The organism is Chryseobacterium indologenes, assembly GCF_002025665.1.
In the GTDB taxonomy this organism is placed as follows: Bacteria; Bacteroidota; Bacteroidia; order Flavobacteriales; family Weeksellaceae; genus Chryseobacterium; species Chryseobacterium metallicongregator.
Window position 1 is genome coordinate 3,863,809 of sequence record NZ_CP018786.1, and the last position, 19,441, is coordinate 3,883,249.

At 36.6% G+C, this 19,441-nt stretch carries 20 protein-coding genes; 3 read left to right on the forward strand and 17 right to left on the reverse strand.

Features of this window, described 5'->3' with window-relative positions:
- Window positions 1–12: 12 nt before the first annotated feature.
- The 3 genes from BUE84_RS17425 to BUE84_RS17435 form a co-directional block, all read right to left on the reverse strand.
- Window positions 13–1,071 (reverse strand): glucosaminidase domain-containing protein, encoded by a 1,059-nt coding sequence (locus BUE84_RS17425; protein WP_079242792.1) that lies wholly within the window; start codon window positions 1,069–1,071, stop codon window positions 13–15.
- 15 nt (window positions 1,072–1,086) lie between these two features.
- Complete coding sequence (locus tag BUE84_RS17430; protein ID WP_079242793.1) at window positions 1,087–1,995, reverse strand: 1-aminocyclopropane-1-carboxylate deaminase/D-cysteine desulfhydrase; 909 nt, start codon at window positions 1,993–1,995, stop codon at window positions 1,087–1,089.
- Between the two features lie 333 nt (window positions 1,996–2,328).
- On the reverse strand, window positions 2,329–2,655 hold the full coding sequence (locus tag BUE84_RS17435; RefSeq protein ID WP_079242794.1) for a hypothetical protein: 327 nt from the start codon (window positions 2,653–2,655) through the stop codon (window positions 2,329–2,331).
- A gap of 40 nt (window positions 2,656–2,695) precedes the next feature.
- Between BUE84_RS17435 and BUE84_RS17440 the strand changes: the two genes are divergently transcribed.
- The 3 genes from BUE84_RS17440 (at window position 2,696) to BUE84_RS17450 (ending at window position 5,627) form a co-directional block, all read left to right on the forward strand.
- A complete protein-coding gene (locus BUE84_RS17440) occupies window positions 2,696–2,878 on the forward strand; it encodes a DUF5522 domain-containing protein (RefSeq protein WP_047434227.1) in 183 nt (60 codons plus the stop codon).
- A gap of 1 nt (window position 2,879) precedes the next feature.
- Complete coding sequence (locus BUE84_RS17445) at window positions 2,880–3,407, forward strand: DUF4136 domain-containing protein (protein WP_034695094.1); 528 nt, start codon at window positions 2,880–2,882, stop codon at window positions 3,405–3,407.
- Between the two features lie 429 nt (window positions 3,408–3,836).
- The gene (locus BUE84_RS17450; RefSeq protein ID WP_079242795.1) at window positions 3,837–5,627 is read left to right on the forward strand and encodes an endonuclease; all 1,791 of its coding nucleotides are present in this window, start codon (window positions 3,837–3,839) and stop codon (window positions 5,625–5,627) included.
- Between the two features lie 186 nt (window positions 5,628–5,813).
- Here the strand turns inward: BUE84_RS17450 and BUE84_RS17455 are convergent, their stop codons facing one another.
- The 14 genes from BUE84_RS17455 to tssD form a co-directional block, all read right to left on the reverse strand.
- Window positions 5,814–6,533 (reverse strand): hypothetical protein, encoded by a 720-nt coding sequence (locus tag BUE84_RS17455; protein ID WP_145953287.1) that lies wholly within the window; start codon window positions 6,531–6,533, stop codon window positions 5,814–5,816.
- A 124-nt stretch (window positions 6,534–6,657) separates the two neighbouring features.
- Window positions 6,658–6,810: a hypothetical protein gene (locus BUE84_RS24470; protein WP_158521379.1), complete on the reverse strand. Its 153-nt coding sequence runs from the start codon at window positions 6,808–6,810 to the stop codon at window positions 6,658–6,660.
- Between the two features lie 11 nt (window positions 6,811–6,821).
- Window positions 6,822–7,421 (reverse strand): hypothetical protein, encoded by a 600-nt coding sequence (locus tag BUE84_RS17460; protein WP_145953288.1) that lies wholly within the window; start codon window positions 7,419–7,421, stop codon window positions 6,822–6,824.
- Window positions 7,422–7,689: 268 nt separating this feature from the next.
- Complete coding sequence (locus BUE84_RS17465; protein WP_079242798.1) at window positions 7,690–8,340, reverse strand: hypothetical protein; 651 nt, start codon at window positions 8,338–8,340, stop codon at window positions 7,690–7,692.
- 65 nt (window positions 8,341–8,405) lie between these two features.
- Entirely contained in the window at window positions 8,406–9,059 is a 654-nt protein-coding gene (locus BUE84_RS17470; protein WP_079242799.1) for a hypothetical protein, read from the reverse strand.
- A 9-nt stretch (window positions 9,060–9,068) separates the two neighbouring features.
- Window positions 9,069–9,884 (reverse strand): hypothetical protein, encoded by an 816-nt coding sequence (locus BUE84_RS17475; protein WP_238594284.1) that lies wholly within the window; start codon window positions 9,882–9,884, stop codon window positions 9,069–9,071.
- 8 nt (window positions 9,885–9,892) lie between these two features.
- On the reverse strand, window positions 9,893–12,553 hold the full coding sequence (locus BUE84_RS17480; RefSeq protein WP_079242800.1) for an OmpA family protein: 2,661 nt from the start codon (window positions 12,551–12,553) through the stop codon (window positions 9,893–9,895).
- Window positions 12,554–12,564: 11 nt separating this feature from the next.
- Window positions 12,565–13,053, reverse strand: a complete 489-nt coding sequence (locus BUE84_RS17485) for a DUF4280 domain-containing protein (RefSeq protein ID WP_079242801.1) — start codon at window positions 13,051–13,053, stop codon at window positions 12,565–12,567.
- 29 nt (window positions 13,054–13,082) lie between these two features.
- Entirely contained in the window at window positions 13,083–14,126 is a 1,044-nt protein-coding gene (locus tag BUE84_RS17490; RefSeq protein WP_079242802.1) for a hypothetical protein, read from the reverse strand.
- A gap of 55 nt (window positions 14,127–14,181) precedes the next feature.
- On the reverse strand, window positions 14,182–15,594 hold the full coding sequence (locus BUE84_RS17495) for a T6SS phospholipase effector Tle1-like catalytic domain-containing protein (RefSeq protein ID WP_079242803.1): 1,413 nt from the start codon (window positions 15,592–15,594) through the stop codon (window positions 14,182–14,184).
- A gap of 34 nt (window positions 15,595–15,628) precedes the next feature.
- A complete protein-coding gene (locus BUE84_RS17500; protein WP_238594285.1) occupies window positions 15,629–16,603 on the reverse strand; it encodes a DUF2931 family protein in 975 nt (324 codons plus the stop codon).
- Window positions 16,604–16,664: 61 nt separating this feature from the next.
- Window positions 16,665–16,835, reverse strand: coding sequence for a hypothetical protein (locus tag BUE84_RS24475; RefSeq protein WP_156106421.1), 171 nt, complete (start codon window positions 16,833–16,835; stop codon window positions 16,665–16,667).
- Between the two features lies 1 nt (window position 16,836).
- Window positions 16,837–18,768, reverse strand: a complete 1,932-nt coding sequence (locus BUE84_RS17505; protein WP_079242805.1) for a type VI secretion system Vgr family protein — start codon at window positions 18,766–18,768, stop codon at window positions 16,837–16,839.
- Window positions 18,769–18,916: 148 nt separating this feature from the next.
- Window positions 18,917–19,321: a type VI secretion system tube protein TssD gene (tssD, locus tag BUE84_RS17510; protein ID WP_034695070.1), complete on the reverse strand. Its 405-nt coding sequence runs from the start codon at window positions 19,319–19,321 to the stop codon at window positions 18,917–18,919.
- Between the last annotated feature and the right edge of the window lie 120 nt (window positions 19,322–19,441).

Consider the following 19,441-nt stretch of genomic DNA (forward strand, 5'->3'; position numbering starts at 1 on the left):
CAAAAAATTAAATTAGTTTCGTGGTTTTTTGTCTATTAAATAAATCAGCTGTCCTGCAGATGGCTGTTGTCCTTCATCCATTCTGTTTTTAGCATATAATTTATTTAACTTGATTCCGAATTTTTGTGCAATATCATGCATATCTTCTCCATACACCGCTTTGTAGGTTGCTGTATTTCCTGTAGAATTTTTTGATTCAAGGAAAACGATATCATTTTTCTTTAAAGACTCATTTTCCAGTTCATTCCACTTCATCAGTCTGCTTTCGCTTACTTTGAATTTGTTGGCAATGAATTTCACGTCAGTATCTTCAGGAATAATAATATATTTCAGCCCGTCATTTGGGTGACTTTTGATAAGAATAGAATTCAGAATTTCAGCTTTTGTTTTTATTCTCTCTACTCTTTTTTGCTGTTGTGCGTAAGAAGTCTGTTTATAAGGAACTTCTACTGTAACAGGATCTTTGACTTTTCTGATGGCTTTTGAAGGCTCCAGCTGTGCCATGAAAGTTCTGTCGTCTTTCAGATCCGGATACATTTTAAGAACAGCATACAATACTTCATTAGAATTGGTATTGTCGTATTCGTATAGCTTATACTTTTCAATTTTGGTGATAAGAATGGAAGCATAACGTGGATTGGTAGCATAACCCGCCTTTTTTAAACCGGTTGCCCACGCTCTGTAATCTTTCATATCCAGTTTGAAAAGGTTGGCGTAATATTTTCTTGTGGATAAAAATATAGAATGGTCTTCATAAGACTGTCTTGGATCGTCGTACACACGGAAGCATTCATTAGGTGCATCATCGGTATGTTTCATTGTTCTACCGGTCCAGTCTTCTTTACATTTTATACCGAAGTGGTTTTTACCTTCCTGTGCCAATCTGCTTTGCCCGCCCCCGGTCTCCAATAATCCCTGAGCAAGTGTAATAGAAGCCGGAATTTTATATTTTTCCATTTCTTCTACGGCATATTTAGCAAACTTTTGAATATACTGATCTTCGGTTGCCCAATTTTGGGCTGAAAATTTTGATAAAACTAAAAGGCTTATGGATAGAAAAAGTCTTTTCATGTTTTTCAATTTTACTTATATAATTAAATTTCTATTCTTTTTTTCTAACAGTAGGTTGGCACCTTCAATTCCCTGTAATCCACCAGTATGAAAGCACAAAATCTTACTGTTTTCAGGAAAATAATCTTCTTCTATCAATTCAAAAACCTTCTCCATCATTTTCCCTGTATAAATCGGTTCCAAAGGAATACCGTATCTCTCCTTGAAATCATTGATAAAACGGACGTTTCCATCACTTATTTTACCATAACCTCCAAAACATGAATCTATTAGATTAAAATTCTGTCTCAAAGTTAATTCAAAAATTTTATTTTCCAGTGAAGCATCGTCAACGGCTTTAAATCCTATAACTTTCTGATTTTCTTCACAAAATTTTGAAATTCCTGCAATGGTACCTCCGGTTCCAACTGCGGTGCAAAGATAGTCAAAATCTTTTGTTTGTTCGTTGAGCATCATTTTCACCCCTTCCACTGCATCTTCATTGGTTCCACCTTCAGGAACAATCAATGCCTCCGGGAACTCCTGCTGAAGGAATTCCGTGAGTTTTTCTTTGTGGCGGTATTCTTCACGGGTGACAAATTTCAGGTTCATCCCATTTCTTTTGGCAAAGAGTAATGTGGGGTTATCTCGCCATTTATTCGCAAGCTCTTCTCCTCTGATGATTCCCAGCGTTGGAATATCTGCCATATTACCTACTGCAGAAACCGCAGCAATATGATTGGAAAAAGCGCCTCCAAAAGTGATGATATAAGGATTATCAGGATTTCTTTCCAGATAATGATTAACATTGTGAAAGAGTTTCCAGTATTTATTCCCTGAAATTAACGGATGAATCTGATCTTCCCTTTTAATGAAAAGCTTTACATTTTTATGAATTGGAATTTCCTGGATGGAAACAGGTTCTGTGGGAAGTTTTAATAACATTTCAGTTTTACGACTCAGGGTTTATTCTTTGCAAAATTAGGAAAAGATTTATTGTTGTGAGGGTTTTCTTTTTCCACAGATAACGCAGATTTTCACAGATGTTTTTTTTAATTTTTAGGTTTAGGCTAAAGCCAGATGAAAGTTGTTTTTTTATAAACCGGGCTTCCTTCTTGAACTAACGTTCGTAACCTTTCTGGTTATGCTCTGGATTATAGCCCGCTCCTATTGAATATTGTGATCGTTAACCGAAATCCCAGACCCAGATTCCCAAACCCAAACCTCGAATCCCGAAAACACGCATCATTCATAATTTATAATTCATAATTCATAATTTCAAAGGTATTTCCTGAAGTTCCAGAATTTTCTTTCTTTGAGATAATTCATGCTGTTTTCGTTGGCGTAAGCTTCTCTTTCAAAGGAGATTCTTCTATAAGCCAGATAGCCGTCTTTCAGTTTGAAAAACCAATAATAGTATTCAATAACGTAGAAAATATAGAAGAAAATAATCAGCATTTCCAATTGTTGCCGCAAATGGATTTTTTCGTGATTGATCAATACATTATTTTCCTTATCTTCGGGTTTCCTAATGAAGATAAAGGGAAAAAGAGCAATGCCATTAATTTTTAATTTTTTTAAAGGCTTTTGGCATACAATTATCATAGTAACAAATATAAAAAGTTTTTTGACTAGCATTTAACTTATGGCCCATTATGACATCAAAGAAGGTGAAGACTTCTACTATAATGAACAGGGGTACAAGGTTTTTACAGAAAAATTCCATCTGAAAAGAGGATATTGCTGTAAAAGCGGCTGCAGACACTGTCCTTACGGGTACGATAAAAAAACTGATACATTCATTAAAAGTGATAAAAAAAATAAATAAAATGAAAAAATATATTTTTATTTTGTTGGCATCTGCTACTTTAGGCTTAACTTCTTGTAGCCCTTTTCAGGTACGTTCAGATTATGCTGAAACCGCCAATTTCAATTCTTATAAAACATATAAAATAAGAATTGATGATCTGAAACTGAATGATATTGATAAAGACAGAGTGCTGAATGAACTGTCGAGACAGCTTCAGAGCAAAGGACTTCAGTCCGGAGAAAACCCTGATCTGATTATCAACGTAAAAGCAAATCATAAAAAAATCACTGATATCAATTCCTCTTCTCCTTACGGAATGTGGGGATGGGGCGGACCATTCGGATGGGGTGTTGGCATGAACAGAACATGGACAACGAACTATAATGAAGGCGCTCTGATTGTTGACCTTATTGATGCAAGAAGCAACAAATTGGTTTGGCAGGGTATCGGAAGCGGAATTTCTGTAGATTCTCCAAAAGCGAAACAGAGACAGATTCCAGAGATTATGGCTGAGATAATGAAAAACTATCCGCCACAAAGAAAATAAGATTTAAGTCATCCATTATATAAGCCGGTACGTTTTGTATCGGCTTTTTTATGCTTTGTGTTTTTTCACGCAGATAACACAGATTTGCACAGATGAGGCTGACTAAAAAGAGCCATTCCGAATGAAATGAAAAATCTCCTTTATTTGATTATCAATAAGATTCTTCCTACGTCAGAATGACAAAGTCAGATTACTTGACTTTTGAGACAACCACTTCTACTATTTAAGTTTTGGCTAAAGCCAAATGAAAAACGTTTTATTCTAAACCGGGCTAAAGCCTGGCTCTATTGAATTGAATACAGATACAGATATTTATCATTCATCACTCATTATGTATCGCATACAGTGCATTTAAAATTAACAATTTTGTAATTTTTTATTCACAAAAATTGTGGTATTCTTGCTGAAACTTTATACTAAATATTAATTATGAAAAAAATCATTTTATTTTCTGTATTTGCGGGACTTGCCCACGCTCAGGCTCCTGCAGGGTACTACAATTCTGCCAACGGACTGAGTGGTGCAGCACTGAAAACTGAATTAAGCAGCATTATCTCTAACGGACATCTGGATAGAGGTTATAGTGGGCTTTGGACAGCATATAAAACTACTGATATCGATAAGGACTACGAAAATGACGGGACTATCCTTGACATTTATTCTGAAAAACCTTCAGGTGCTGATCCTTATAATTATACTCCGGGATCTGACCAATGTGGTACCTATTCTTCTGAGGGAAATTGTTATAACAGGGAACATATTGTTCCACAAAGTCTTTTCAATCAGGCTTCACCAATGGTTGCGGATATTCACTTTATCAGAGCTACAGACGGAAAGGTAAATGGGATGAGAAGTAATTATCCTTTCGGAAAGGTAGGAAGTACTACTTTTACTTCACTGAATGGCTCCAAGCTTGGAACTTCTGCTTCTTCAGGATATTCAGGAACGGTATTTGAGCCGATTGATGAGTTTAAAGGAGATGTGGCACGTATGATTTTCTATTTTGTAACCCGTTACCAAAGCAAGCTTTCAACGTTTTCATCTGGAAATATGTTAGGAAGTTCTACTTTCCCGGGATTACAGACATGGGAACTTAATGTTCTACTGGCATGGCATAATCAGGATCCTGTTTCTCAGGCTGAGATCAAAAGAAATAATGCTTCATATACTTTCCAGGGGAACAGAAATCCTTTTATTGATAATCCCAATTATGTAAACCTTATCTGGGGTTCTCAGCAACCATCAGGTGACACTCAGGCACCTACTGCAGCAACAGGTCTGAATGTCTCAGGAACAACTTCAAGCAGCATTTCTCTGGCATGGAATGCTTCTACCGATAATGTGGGAGTAACAGCTTATAATGTTTACATGAACGGAAGTCTGCAAACGACTACGAGTTCAACTTCTACAACAATTTCAGGACTTACTCCTTCCACAACTTACAGCTTTTATGTGGTAGCGAAAGATGCGGCTGGAAATTCTTCATCAAACAGCTCAACAGTTTCCGGTACTACTAATTCAGGAGGTACTACTCCGGGTACCAACTGTGCCAATGAAAATTTTGAAACAATCCCTGCAGCCAGCTCTACGTACACAACCAGAACATGGAGCAACGGAGGTATTTCCTGGACAGCAACGGATGCAAGAACAGACCAAACTATTAACAATAAATCAATTACGGTAAGAAACGGTTCTTTAACTTCCGGAAGCTCTGCAAACGGTATTGGCTCTTTAACGGTAACTACACAGCTTAAATTCTCAGGAACTAATGGTACTTTTGATGTAAAAGTAAACGGAAATACCGTAGGAACTATTCCTTACAGTACTTCAGCTGTAACTACAACCATCAATAATATCAACATTTCAGGAAATGTAGTGGTAAGTCTGGTTAATAATTCTGCAAGTAACAGAGTAGCTATTGATGATCTTGCATGGACATGTTATTCCGGATCTAGTGCAAGAATGGCTCAGAATACAGCTGCTGAAACAACTTCTAACAGTTTTAAAATTTCTCCGAATCCTGTTACCAACCAGGAGATTTTTGTAAAAGGAGATCTTCAGAAGGTAAAAAAAGCGGAGATTTATAACCTTCAGGGGAAAACTCTTCAGACGATTGATCAGCCTTTTAGAAATGGAAACTCTATTAAAACAAGAAATCTTGGTCAGGGAGTTTATATTTTGAAGCTGGATCAGGTGACGATGCAGTTCCTTGTAAAATAATTCAAATACTGATTTGATATAAAAATGCCGGTTCTTTTTGGACCGGCATTTATTTTTTTTAAACTTTCGCAGATTTTGCTGATTGAGCAGATCTTTTATTTTTCTAGTGTTTTATTTTAGAGGACAAAGAGGAATCAGCAAGCTAATCTGACTAAACAAATGGTTTAATTTCTTAGCTATATTCTTTTAGTTCAAGGAGATTTTATCCAGGTCCGGATATCCCGACCCTTTCAGAAGGTCTTTCCATTCTTTATTTTTGAATACGAAAAGATTACAACGGTATTCGTCCGGTTTATTATCTATTTTGGTTTCGCAATAGTAATAGAGCATATCTCTGTTTCTCCAGATGGCCACTTCCTGTCTGAATTTATTATGAGTCTGAATGATCTCATTGTCTTTAACTTCAGATTCAAAACCTTCGCGGATGGTATCAAAGCTAGGTTTCTGAAGGGTTTTATTCAGATTATCCAGGAGTGCTGTTTTTTCCTGTTCTGTATAGATATCCAGCTGATACATTCCTAATTCATCTTCTTTTTCATTGGCAAGCGGTCCAATTTCCTGATCTACCTTTCCAAAATGCAGAAGGACTTTGTTGATATTTTTATTATTCTTTCCTTCTAAATCTATCCCATTGAAATGTAATAACTCTTTTGATGAAAAAGCCAGCTTTTCATTTCCGATCAGAGTAACATCAGTGGTACGTACAGCATCCTTTGCCGTTGCTCCGGCAGATTTTAAAATTTCATTGATATTTTGTCCTACAGCAATTTTAGCAAGATTGAAGGGCTCTGTCTGAGTACTTCCTTGTGTTTCAACTAAAGACTCAGTATCTTTATTTTTCTGATGGCCGCATGAAGCAATTGCCAAACAGACCATTGGTATTACTATATATTTCAATCTTTTCATAATGTTAGTGTTAGCATGCAGTTATCAATAATAGAACAGAAAAAAAATGATTCAAGTATCCGGAAAACGTTTTTTATTCATTTTTAACTTCAAATTCCTATTTCTTTGCATGAGTATAAAACGCTTATATTATTTCAAATTCTTCCTTTCCTTCCGGAATATAAAATGAAATATCAAGCATCAGTTCTTGTTCTGATTCCGGGTTTTCCAGATATAAAGCAGATTCTCCGTTTGCCTTTTTTAAAAAAGCGACTTTATTTTCTGCACATACAAACATATAAGAGTCTGCTATGGAGTATAAGTTTTTATAAGATGTGCAGCAGCAGTTTCCTGTCCGTCTGCAGTCTTCACCTGATTGTCTACAATATAGAGAACAGAGGAAATATTGGGTTTATTATTGGTGTATTCATAATATTGTACCAATACCATGGTTTTATCTTTCAGATCCCATAGATAGGCTGCATTTCCCAATATTTCACCTTCATTATTCTTTGCAGGAACTCCGGCAAGAACCTTAGGATTTTTGTATTGTGATTTCATATAAGCCAAAAGATCGTTCCCTGCAGCGGTATCTTCCCATTCTATTTTTATTCCTTTTGTAAGTTTTTCCGCAGGATTGTTTATTAATAATCCTACTGTAGAGCTTTTTACGTTATTTTCTTTATGTTCCGGAAAGGAGATATTCCCGAATTTGTATCCGGCTACATCTTTGGTATACGCAATAGGGAGTGTGGTTACAATTTCCCTTGCCTCTGTCTGATACTTGGTATCTTTCAAAACTTCTTTATACCCTTTAGCAAAATCTACTTTTTCCAGGTCTGTCTTTTGTTGTGACTGGCATGATACACACATGATAAAATACAAAATTATTAAAACGATCTTTTTCATATTATCTAATTTCTTATTAACGGAATATCGGCACTGAATCCGAAAAGTTCTTCGAGACTTTTGATGACATCAAGCACAATTTCGTTAAATTTTCCTTCTGCAATGATACCTTCGTCTTCTGTATACCTACAATACTATATGCAATGTATGATTTACCCTTTTTTATTTCCATCTATTTTATTCTAAAACCAGGGAGAAATATTTGAATATTTCTCCCTGTATTTTTTCTGTCAATGACTTCTCATTTCTTCTTCTATGGAAAAGATTTTTAGTTCATATACTTGTACCATGGAGAAGCAGGAGGTGTAGGATATTTCAATCCAAAAACTGCATTATTACGGTAGGCATCTTTCGTCACAGAAATGTATTTATTTCTTATTTTTCCATCATCTTCAATAGAGATACTTAATATGGAATAATTTTTCCCGTCATCCCAGAAGAAAGAAGTAGGATATGTAAAGGAATTTTTTTCATTTTGATTCCATGACACTTTTTCCGGAGAAAGTTTTTTAAGTTTTTCAAAAATCGGTTTTACCAGTTTGGCATCTACCGTTGCTTTATCTGTAATAGAAGCGGTGGGATTTCCATTCTTTTTTACTATTTTTTCTACAAATTCCAAAGAATATTTTTCGGCAGCATTGGTGTCTAGTGCTCCTACTTTTCCTTTGTATACGGTAATCCTTGTTCCCATGGTATTATCTAATGGTATATTTCCATAGGTTATTCCTTTATTTTCATCAGCATAATATTGAATGATATCGGCTTTTGCGGCATCTTTCAGAAATAAGTCTTTGTTTTCAAAATCATACTTCTTTGCATCCTCCCCTAAGGAAACTGATGACAGGTCAAATGATTTATTTCCACAACAGATATTGATCAATACTACAAAAATCAATACCAACACTCTTGCTTTTTTCATACTACTTTATATTTTGATGATTATTACAACTCGTTATCTTTTTGATAAACTCTCTTTTAAAAAAATTATGATTTCAAATATATGAATACTATACAGGAAATATTAATGAAAAGCAGTAATAGTGCCAACCGGACAGACCAGTTTATTCTTTTTTTCATAGGATATGATGTAGTGTAGGTAGAAATTAAGGCGGCAAAAAATGCAGCAAAACCTGTAAAAAAACAGCCTGCAGCAAACATCAACCAATCCAGTTGAAGAGCATTTGTACTTTCTTCACCTGCTTTATCTGTTATCTTTAGTTTCTGTCCCATAACGGGTGGATTATCACTTGTAATATCCAGCGTTTTTATCACTTTCTTCCCATCATTATCTGTGTATTCTACTTTTGGAAAAAAAATGACTTTATCTCTGTAAGTAGAGTTTGAAAAATTTTTAAACTTCGTAATTTCTTTTTTATATCCCACTACGATTGCTTCATACTGTGGCTCATCAAAACTTCTATATGCTTTTTCCCAGAAAAAGGTATATGACAGGACAAACGCCATTGCATTCACAGAAATCATAATGATTGAAATGATTAAAAGAAGGAATCCTTTTTCCAGAAGACCTCCCTTTTTTTCTGAACTATTTCTGTTCGCCGCAAATTTCAAAAAGATTTTATATCCTTTATACAGAGAGAATATGACAATTATTGCCGTAAAATATCCTAAAAAAGTCATCTTTACTGATTAAATAATACTGAACCCTTTTTCTTTTGTTCTCATATGAAGCTTCACTTCTAGTTCTATATTGCTTTGTTTTTCAATATCGGGACTTTTGAATTGTAATGGTTGTGAGCCGTCTTTTCTCATCAACCTTACTAATTTTCCGTATCCCATTACTTCAAGCTGGAGATCTGATTCATGAAGTTCTTCTACTTCAAGGTTCTGAGAAAATAATTGTCCGGCACTCTCCAGAAATCTTTTTTTTCTTTCTTCCGTATAGTATAAGGCCTGTTCCTGCAATTTCATTTTGTCCTGTGACATGTCAAGGTACTTTCCGACATCGTGGCTTTGCAATACAGTCCTGATCTTTTTATAATATTTTAAAACATCACTGAAAAGATCTTCTTTTTTGATGTCTTTCAAGTCTACTGAATTCTGCCATCCGTCTAATACAAAAGGAAGTTCAACTTCTATTTCACCTGTGATTTCAAAATGAGGATATTTGATATTGCCACTCAGACCATCCCATGGTGATTCAAGTTTAGGGTGAAAAGCAGATCGGGAAGCTTTCCAGTTGTCAAGCTCAGCACAGAAAAAATCAATAGACATCATATCCTCTTCATCCAATATATTTTTTCCTAAACGAGGATACATTTTCCCGGTTACTTTATATTTCCCACTCTGAAGCAATGCCTGATTAATCATGGTATCACCTCCGAATCCTCCTTCTTTTGTCTCATCTCCGTACCAGTCTATCACAGGAACATCATTCACATAAATGGTTCCTGAACAGTACATTCTCGGATATACGGAATATAAGGGCTTTTTTAAATTATGCATAGGTCAATTTAAGTTAAATATTTTTTTTCCAAATAGAAGGTTTCTTCTTTTATTGCTTTTTCTTCTACTTTAAAATTGCTTTTCCACCAGCCTACTTCTCCTTCTATTTCTACTGAAAGTACTACTCCTGAGAATTTCAGGATAGGCTGTATGAATAATCCTTTAGTATCAGAATCCAGTACAATATCTCCTCCAAAGTAGGAATCTGCTTTTGCAGCGGCTTTAAATGTCATAATAGGTTTTGATTTAGTTCCTTTTACTCTTCCAATCTCAACGCTGACACTAAGCTCAATGGTAGCACCCATTTTACCTCCAATGGTGGTCTTCCCCTGCATATTGATCCCGTTGATACTGTCAATTTTCAGAGCATCTACCATGATTTCAAGTTCTCCATAAAATGTTGCTGTAAAGGTTACCGAAGCTCCCAGCTTTTCTAATCCTCCACGGAATTTATTAATGATTCTTGCAGCAGCAGGGTTTCCAGTAGCTCCATAAGAGGCTGCAGCAATAGCAGCTCCTAATATATCAATAACAACTTCAGCTCCGATCAGAGGTTTAAAACCAAAACCTACTTCCCCGATTACGCTGAGCGTATTTCTTTCGTTTACTCTTTCCAGATACCATTTCCCTACGACGGTAAATTTTGGATATCTGACATTGAAACCAACTGGTATTGCAGTTTCTTTCGCTGCACTTTGCGCATAATTGATTGCATTCTGTACAATATTTACAGCGGTGGCAATCATTCTGGCTACCAGTTTGATTTTATCTGCAAATTCATTGGTAAAGCTTCTCTTTTCTCTCCCGGCATCCCATTCAGCCGATAAACCTACTCCTATTGAAATCGGAACTTTTCCGGTTTCATTCATTCTCATCCTGTTGTATCCTGCCTGTCTGGATTTTTCCTGATGTTTTGCATAAACGGACCCAGGGGGCATATTGGCAGCTTTATAATTGGAAACATTCACCAAAAACTCAAGAGCAAGTTCCCATTTAATATCCGGATAAGCTTTAATCAGTACTGTAGTTCTTTTTTCATTACTAAAATATCTGCAGCTATGAACATGTAAATGAAACTGATTCGGATTGGTTGCTGAAGGCCAGATGTATTCTATTGGAAATGCATGAACTCTGGAAAGGTTTGAGTATACACCATACGTAAATGAAGGAGTGGTAAATGTCTTTACTGTATCTCCTTTATCTATCGCCTGTCCTACGTCTACAAGCAGGGTTTGTTTTTTATGTTTTCCTTTGCTGTCTCTGAAACATTCATTGGTTTGAAAACCTGTAATATCAATCACCAGATTTTTCTTTGTAGATACACTAGGCGCTGTTACTTCATAGTTAATAGTCTGGGCATCATGAGCATTGAATACAAATGAGATGTCTACTCTACGGTTATTTTCATAGTCTTTCTCATTTTTGTATCTAATGTTATCTTTTCCCATTTTATCATCGGTAGGATCTACTTCTCCTTTTCCTACAGAGATAATTCTCCTTGGATCTAATCCACCGTCAGCAAAGAATTTTTTGACAACATCTGCTCTTTTTTGGGAAAGTCCCTTATTGTAATTCTGTTTTCCGATTACACAGGCATAGCCACTCAGATTCATGGTGGCATCTTTATGTTCCAAGAGGAATTTGAGTACATTATTCAGTATGGCAACCCCGTCTTTATCAATGACTGTGGAATCAAATTTATAATAGATTGTTCTCTGAATATGTTCCTGCAGGGCAGCGGACTTTAGCAGTTTGACACCGTTTCCGTTGTCAAAGACTTTAACGGTTGTATTGCTGGCCTGGCCGTCCTTTGTTTCATTTTCAGTGATTTTGATGACTTCAAATTTACAGGGTTCTAGTCTGACAGAGTTTACATCCGGCTTATAGACTTTGGTGGGTGTCTGGTTCTGAGCACCGTTTGTATTAGTAGTGACCACTTTATTTTTCACATTCAGATAGATCGCATGAAGATCATCACCCAGTTTATCTTTGATGTATTGTTTCGAAGCAACATCTTTTACTTTAACATAGAATTCCTCTACATTCTGGATATTATCTACATAGGCCATCCAGGCAAAGGTATTTTCCATTTTCAGATTTACTTCACCATCTATTACCTGTACATTATTATAGGTATGGACCAGTTTATCTGCTTTTGCTGTCTGCTGATTCCAAAGTTCGATACTGACTGTATTTCCATTCAGTCCTTCTGTCATAAGGTTCAGATGAACAATGTGTCCGTAGGAAATGTATTCAGACTTTTTGTTGTTTTTGATACTTTTGCTGTTTTTTTGCGTAGACCACTTGCTGCTTACAATTTTGGGGTCACACCAGCCTTTTACAAATATTCCTGTATTACTTTTAGTATCTCTTACTCCTGAAAGACTGGCTTCAATATAAAACTGATAGCTTCCACAGAACTGCTTGCCAATTAAAAATTTATATCCTGTAGCAGAGGTTATCTGATTGATGATAATTTTTTTGCTGCTGTTCTGCCTCATCCAGGTCAGCGGTTTCTTTTTGTCTGCCTCTGTAGTGCCCGGCAACCAATCATCAACGCCGAACTGTACCCACTGATCTGGCTTTATAGTAACCCTCTGTCCTAATACAGACATTTTGGGATAATACAATCCGCTTACAATTTTTATTTTTTTTACGCCTTTTGCCATTTTCTTATCATTTAGATTGCACCATCCTGCCCTCCTCCTGAAGGCTGTTCGTTATACATTTCCTCAGAATCTACCAACGGATTGATCTGCTGCTGAACGTCTTTGTCGGCATTTTTAAAGTTCTGCTGGCTGGCTTCAGCTCTCTGTCCATGGTCTATAATCTCAATACATGGAGTTCCGGCAATAGCACATACGGCTTTGCTGTCTTCTACAATGATATATCCGCCATTGCTGAGCTGTACTTTATCATAAAACTTCTGCCATTCTGTAACCATAATTTTGCATGGAGGTGGTGGCACTCCCATTTTGGTACAGTTCCCGAATGTATTTTTTTCAAATGTGGCAGCTCCTATTTCTTTCGTGGTAACGATCAGTTTTTTAGAAGCACTTTTATCATTGGCATATTCTTTTTGGTGTGTAAGTACTTTCAGCTTGTCCGGAAGCTGTCCGAACTGGCATTTGCACATGGCGCCCTGTACTACAATATGTTTTTCTGCCATATTAATTTTATCTTTAGTGAAATGGTAATTTAGTTTTCATCAATTCCTGAAACTGATACTGAAATCTTTTTTTCTTCCTGCAGCATGATACTGCATTCCAGGTAAAGAGATTCCGGAAGTGAAGTTTCTCCTTTCAGATAACTTATGAGTCTGAAAGTTCCTTCTTCATTCATCACAGGGTTGTCTTCTATAATCAATGAAAAAGGTGATCTTCTTATAAAATCATCAATATTTCTTTCTTCATATAATTTTCCTGATCCTTCTATGGTAATCAGACCTGTTTCTTCTTTCAGCGGATCTGTTTCCAGTGTAAATTTATATCTGGGTTCAATTGCATTGTCCACTACAGGAAAAGTTGTTGTCATCTCTGTTTTAAATTCCTTTCCGAAGCTTTGGTATATTCCAAAGAATAAGGCACGGATGAAGTAATCATTTTTAAGGTAAAGACTGATTGCTTCAGGCTGGCTGATTACTTTTTCAATCTTTCCACAGTATTCGTCTACGGTTTCGCCTTCAAATTCTTTGTATAATTCATCTTTTACAACCGTCCATCTTTTAAGAAATACGTCAGCATTTTCTACGGCTTCAAATTTCCCGTGTTCATCTGTACTGATCTGTAAAGGGTATAAAACCTTAGAAGTTCTGTACGCCAGAAGATCTGCAATTTCATTCACTTCTTCTTCATTAAGATAAAGATTGGATGTTCTGTCTATTTCAAAAAAAAGAATTCCTTTATCTGTTTTTAACCAGCGAACAGATGTTTCATATTTTAGTTCGTTTTTAGTTTCTCCTTTTTCAATGGTAATAACTACGCTATATCTTCGCACTGAATTTTCCGGCTGAAGGGTAAGGCTGTTTCCTCTTCCGAATTTTACCAAAATATTTTTATCTGCAACCGCAGTTCTCGGAACAAAAAGTTCTTTCTGCCCGTTAAGGTTGATCAGAATCATATCCTTAACAGCACAATGGTTATTATGGAAGTGTTTTAATGCATCTTTATCCATCCCGTACAGTGAGGCTATACTTTTTAAGGTTTCATCTTTCTGAACGGTATGTATGTTATATTTCTGCATAAAATGTTCCTGCTTCAATTGCTTTCTTTATAATATGATTTGTTTTATTAAAATTTTAATGGATAACTCTCCTTCTGTCTGACCTCGGATCCATACCGATTCCTTCTCTTCGTGCGGACCAGTGGAGATATTGATTTCTCAGAATCCTCAAATCGTCCTGCTCGTGCATTTCTTTCTGATAAGCAGCATATTGGTTTTCCGGGATTTTTGCTCCTCCATAAGCATCCTGTAATTCTTTATATCTTTTAAAGGTATAAGGTTTGCCATCTGCCATTACATAGGATCTCAAACGGTCTTTTACCCTTATCAGCAACTGATCTGATGAAATAGAGTATGTTTCATTAATCATTTTTTTATCCTTGAGGGGTAAGTCTTTCTGAACGCCATATTCTGCCATGAAATGCAGAGGAATGTAGCTATATGTTTTCACCAACTTGCGGACTCCTTTTAAGGATAAATAAAATCCTGGGGTAATGGTGAGTTGTTTTTCTTTGTACCAGCCATCAGCTACAAGTTGTATTTTCAATTCTTCCAGTTTTCTGCTGGTAGTCCATGAAGTTTCTACTTCTTCCCAGGTCTCTTCACCGTTTTCATATGCTCCTCCAACGTCACAGTGTACGCCCGGGAATGTTTTTTCAGTTCCGATATGTACTCTTGTCAGGTCAAAGTTTTCTCTGTGTTCATTTTCTGCGATGAAGTGAACTACAGTCTGGGCTTTTCCAATATCATTAAGGCTTAATTCTTCTACGTCATTGCTGAAATTGGGTACAGGTGACAGGTATTTTGAATAAGATGAAACGGTATCGTAAATTCCGAGGAATCTTACTTTCAACACATCTATTTTTAATCCCGCTTCTTCAAGTTTAAGACCAAGGTGGCCCCATTTTGGAAGCTCTTCTGAAGCAACACTTTTTCCATCATCATCGGAATACGTTGTCACCGACACCGCTTCATTGGCAACGGTTCGGGAAGTGGCTCTATATTTTGCTTTTCCGATTTCGTATACAAAATTACGGGCAGCTGCAGCTCCACGGCTAAATCCGAATACATCAAAAGTAAGCACAGCAATTTTATCGGCTTTCTTTTCAGCTTTAATGGTTTTCACCTTTTTTACAATTTCTTCACAGCCTTTTCTCACTTTCGATCTGATTCCGGTTTCTCCTGTTCCGAAAGCATATCCCAACGTAGCATCGCCTTCCTTATCCTGTGTACCGATACCTTCTATATAAATGCCGAAGTTTTTATCATAGTTGTCCCACATGCGGGCTACGTTACTCCAGTCATTGTTATAGCTGGTGTTGTCTTCAGCTTTTCCGCCATGTTTTTTATGGGCATCTGTTCCTTTTTTTCTTTCGTCTGTATTGGTTTTATTATTCAGGGTTCCGTCAAAAAAAATCCCAATGGTAATATCCAGTACTTCCTCTTTGGATACAGATGGTGTATAACTTCCAAATTGATTGTTGTGCATAGTTCTTGTTTTTAAATTGACTGATTGAATGCGATTATTCTATCTTTCGGGATACCCTGATTTTTGCTTTGGTAACGGCCAGTTTTTCTTTTTCAGATTCTAAAGACACTAAAACTTTGGTATTATCTTCGTTGACTTTAATAGTCAGATCAATGTTTTTGTCTTTTCCTGATTTCTGAAACAAGTCAAATATTTCTTTATCATCAAAAGCGTCTATCCAAACTGCATATCTGTTGTTGTTTTTATCTTTCCAGTAAAAACCGCAGAATCTTGGAACAGCTCTGCTTTTGTAAGTATTATCTTTTAAGCTCTGGTCAAAAAGATTTTCCTGCTCTCCGTTATAGTTGGTAAAACCGAAATCAATCCATGTGGCTGCTTCAGGAAGAATCACAGCAGGTTTCCAGTTGTATTTTTCTCTGTAGAGGTTGTAAACATCTGCAGCAGGATATCCTTCTTTTTCAATTTTCTCACGAACTTCCGGCTTGAATGTCTTGTAAGAAGGATCTTTAAGCATTCTGTCGGCAAAACCTTCTTTCAGCATATACTGAGCATTATCGTAGGCTTTTTCTTTGGTAATTACGGTATCGTGAGCCTGGAAAGCACCTATTTCTTTCTGGTTTCCGGGACCTTTCATCCATAACACCACTCTTCCTTGTGGGGCTAATCCTACAACAAAGGAATTGTAAGTGGATTTCTTTTTTGTATCCTGATCTACAAATCCTTCATTAAAAAGACTTTTAATCTTTTCTTTATCCAGATTCCATTTTCCGGTGTAGAATTTATTTTCTACCAAAGAATACCATGTGAATTCCAACTCATGCGGAACATCCATTCTTTCGGTATTGACGTTCATGGTACCTCCTTCTTTTCCCCATCCTGTATTCTGTGTTCCCCAGATGGCATCAAAGCCGTAAGTAAAATCATCGGCAACAATAGCTCCTTCATACACTTCCATCGGGTATTCCTGCGGTGCAGAAACGGTTCCCAGCCAACTGTATTTTTCTTCCATTTTTTTATTCTGACAATTCGTTAATGAAAAACACCCTATTAAAAGAATCAGCAGGTTGTATTTACTTATGACCATGGGACATAATCTTCTTATTACTTGCTAAAACCAGATTATCTCTGTGTGCTTCCACATTGATTTTCTTTGCTATTTTTTCAACCTTTTTTCCTACGCTCAGATGGTAAGAATCTTTGACTGTTATGCGCAGATTGGTTGCTGTTTTGATGATCGCCATATCAGAAAAGTTTTGATTTTTCAGCACTGTTGAATTCTACAATCTTTCCGCTCTGCATGGTCATATTTTCCAGTTCGCTGAACATGGAAATTTCCCCTGCAATTTCATTGGATGTTTCAGATTGTCTCTTGAATTCTTTTTCAATCATTTCCGTTCTGGTGTCGGAAGCTTCCGTGATGTCTCCTGAAGCGGTAAGTTTCATATCTTTTCCTGCGATGGAAACAATATTATCATTCGCAGTACTGGTTATGCTTGCTCCTGCTCCTATCGAAATTTCTTTTCCTGCAGTGATGTTGATATTATCGCCAGCATTTAAAGTAAAGTTTTTAGGGGCCTTCATACTGATATTCCCCTGTCCGTCCATGTAATAGGTATTTCCGCTTGGATCAAGAATGGTTACGCTTCCTTCTTCATCATTCATTAGAATCCTGATTCCGCTTCTGGTCTGGATGGATTTCAGGTGATTGTTAACACCACCTCCTAAAGCAATGCCTCCATGGAACATTCCTCCCATTACGAAAGGTCTGTCCGGATGACTATGTACAAAATTAACCATTACCTGATCCCCAACTTCCGGAATGGCTACATAACCACGGTTTTGGGTAATCTGATCCGTTCCTCCTGCATCAGGGCTCATCATACGGATAAAGTGAGTGGTATCATTGGTCTGCCAGTCAAATCTTACCTGTATTCTTCCTTGTCCTTCCGGATCTGTATTGGAAATTACGGTGGCAGTCTGTGGCTCTGCCTTCGGAATGGTATATTCCGGTTTTGGAAGAAACCCTGTATCTGCAGCTATTCCTACAAAACTTCCTTTGTAATGACCAATAGTATCAATTTCATGTTCTGCCTCAGTAATCATAATCCTTGTAAAATACGAGGTTTCATTAGAATCCTGTTTACGCATCTGGACATCTGCTACGCAACCTGGATGCAGGAAAGGAACTGTTGTATTTCCTGAAATAGAAAAAACATTTACGGCTTCACTTCCAGATGCACTTTTCTGAGAGTATTCCACATCTAAGTGGGTAGTGGCTTTGATGGGAGCCATCTGTAAAGCCGGAGTCTTATAAATAGTTTCGTTATGACTGTATGCTGTTTTTGCAAGATCACTTACATGCTTAATGGGTGTAGAACCTGAAGTCAGCCTTTCATTTTTGTTACTGTTGTAACCGTAGAATTGTGGCTTCGTATGTACAGCTTTCAGCTCAACTTTTATTTCATTGGCACTGCTTCCGTAGGTAAGAATAATAGGTTTATTCTGAGCAGGAAGTTTTCCGAAATGCAAAACTTCACCATCATAGTAAAATTGTTCACCATAGGCTTCAGCTATTCTTGCCAGATAATTATAATGCGTTTCATCATACTGACTGCTATAGATAATCTGAGAAAAGTTATTGGCATCTACTCTGACATCAAATCGGCTTTTGTCAATTCCCTGTTTGATTACTTCTTCAGCAATAATTCCTACGTTGACAGATTGATTCCCTCCAAAACTCTGGATATGCGGTGCTCCGTCAAGAAGGATGGTAGGACTGTAACCTGTAAGTACAATATTTCCTAAACTCATATGTTCCTGACTGAATCCCACGCCGGTAATTACTCCTACAAAAGTTCTCTCCGGGCTGTTGTCAATATCTTTGTAAGAAATAACGGCTGTAAGTCGTTTTCCAAGGAATTTATTGGCTTCTTCCAATGAATGGGTCTGTCTGTCTCCCAGAGTATCGTGTGCCAGTGTCAGCGTAAATTCGTGATGCCTTCTGGTACTTTGCTTAAGCTTGAAATGCTTATAGTACTTGATAATTTTCCCTTCTATGACAAGAGAGAGTTTTACCAGACGGTTAATACCTGTGTGATGGTTTTCAGAAATACCATCTGCATTCTGCGTCGGACGAAAAGACGTCGCTTGTGAGTTTCCAGGTGTATTTGACATATTTTTAGTGATTTGATTAGTTTTCTAAACGATTATTCAACAGAAAGAGAGTTTAAAAATAAAAACAAAAGATCCTGCAGAATATAGTCTTAGGTAAAAAAAGACCGTCTTATGAAGGACAGTCTTTTATTTCTTACTCATGAAAGACTTAGCTCATTGGCCAAAGTCCGTCATAAGATGAATTTCCATAGGTAATGCTTTCAGCACTTATTACAAAGCTGATCAGCATATTATTACTATCAATAGCATCAAAGTCTACTTCATGCTGGATTACATATCCGTTTTCCCACTTCAAAGAGATCAATGTTCCTTCTTCGTGAGATTTATTAAAGTTGATTTCTCCGCTGGTAGGTTTATATTTACTGTTTAATAAACTTTCTAAAACATCAGATTTTTCTGTTGCTTCAATTGTTACTTTGATCAATGCATTGGACGGATCAGATGCTACACGTCCTGATACATCTGTAGATCTTGATACGCTATAGTTAAGCTTTAATAACTTCTGACCTTCACCTCCATTGAATTTTAAGATTCCTCTTGAATTTCCTGCCATATTCTTAAATTTTAATCATTAACGACTGTTCCCTGATATAGGATTTATATAACAAAGATAGACTTCATGTTCTAATTTAAAAAGTTTTTAGGGCACTGTTTCATAAATTGTAGTAGTTCT

What these genes read in the sequence shown, in the direction of transcription:
- BUE84_RS17425 (WP_079242792.1), bottom strand. Translation starts at nt 1,071, where the DNA reads ATGAAAAGACTTTTTCTATCCATAAGCCTTTTAGTTTTATCAAAATTT.
- BUE84_RS17430 (WP_079242793.1), bottom strand. Translation starts at nt 1,995, where the DNA reads ATGTTATTAAAACTTCCCACAGAACCTGTTTCCATCCAGGAAATTCCA.
- BUE84_RS17435 (WP_079242794.1), bottom strand. Translation starts at nt 2,655, where the DNA reads ATGATAATTGTATGCCAAAAGCCTTTAAAAAAATTAAAAATTAATGGC.
- BUE84_RS17440 (WP_047434227.1), top strand. Translation starts at nt 2,696, where the DNA reads ATGGCCCATTATGACATCAAAGAAGGTGAAGACTTCTACTATAATGAA.
- BUE84_RS17445 (WP_034695094.1), top strand. Translation starts at nt 2,880, where the DNA reads ATGAAAAAATATATTTTTATTTTGTTGGCATCTGCTACTTTAGGCTTA.
- BUE84_RS17450 (WP_079242795.1), top strand. Translation starts at nt 3,837, where the DNA reads ATGAAAAAAATCATTTTATTTTCTGTATTTGCGGGACTTGCCCACGCT.
- BUE84_RS17455 (WP_145953287.1), bottom strand. Translation starts at nt 6,533, where the DNA reads ATGAAAAGATTGAAATATATAGTAATACCAATGGTCTGTTTGGCAATT.
- BUE84_RS24470 (WP_158521379.1), bottom strand. Translation starts at nt 6,810, where the DNA reads ATGTTTGTATGTGCAGAAAATAAAGTCGCTTTTTTAAAAAAGGCAAAC.
- BUE84_RS17460 (WP_145953288.1), bottom strand. Translation starts at nt 7,421, where the DNA reads ATGAAAAAGATCGTTTTAATAATTTTGTATTTTATCATGTGTGTATCA.
- BUE84_RS17465 (WP_079242798.1), bottom strand. Translation starts at nt 8,340, where the DNA reads ATGAAAAAAGCAAGAGTGTTGGTATTGATTTTTGTAGTATTGATCAAT.
- BUE84_RS17470 (WP_079242799.1), bottom strand. Translation starts at nt 9,059, where the DNA reads ATGACTTTTTTAGGATATTTTACGGCAATAATTGTCATATTCTCTCTG.
- BUE84_RS17475 (WP_238594284.1), bottom strand. Translation starts at nt 9,884, where the DNA reads ATGCATAATTTAAAAAAGCCCTTATATTCCGTATATCCGAGAATGTAC.
- BUE84_RS17480 (WP_079242800.1), bottom strand. Translation starts at nt 12,553, where the DNA reads ATGGCAAAAGGCGTAAAAAAAATAAAAATTGTAAGCGGATTGTATTAT.
- BUE84_RS17485 (WP_079242801.1), bottom strand. Translation starts at nt 13,053, where the DNA reads ATGGCAGAAAAACATATTGTAGTACAGGGCGCCATGTGCAAATGCCAG.
- BUE84_RS17490 (WP_079242802.1), bottom strand. Translation starts at nt 14,126, where the DNA reads ATGCAGAAATATAACATACATACCGTTCAGAAAGATGAAACCTTAAAA.
- BUE84_RS17495 (WP_079242803.1), bottom strand. Translation starts at nt 15,594, where the DNA reads ATGCACAACAATCAATTTGGAAGTTATACACCATCTGTATCCAAAGAG.
- BUE84_RS17500 (WP_238594285.1), bottom strand. Translation starts at nt 16,603, where the DNA reads ATGGAAGAAAAATACAGTTGGCTGGGAACCGTTTCTGCACCGCAGGAA.
- BUE84_RS24475 (WP_156106421.1), bottom strand. Translation starts at nt 16,835, where the DNA reads ATGGCGATCATCAAAACAGCAACCAATCTGCGCATAACAGTCAAAGAT.
- BUE84_RS17505 (WP_079242805.1), bottom strand. Translation starts at nt 18,768, where the DNA reads ATGTCAAATACACCTGGAAACTCACAAGCGACGTCTTTTCGTCCGACG.
- tssD (WP_034695070.1), bottom strand. Translation starts at nt 19,321, where the DNA reads ATGGCAGGAAATTCAAGAGGAATCTTAAAATTCAATGGAGGTGAAGGT.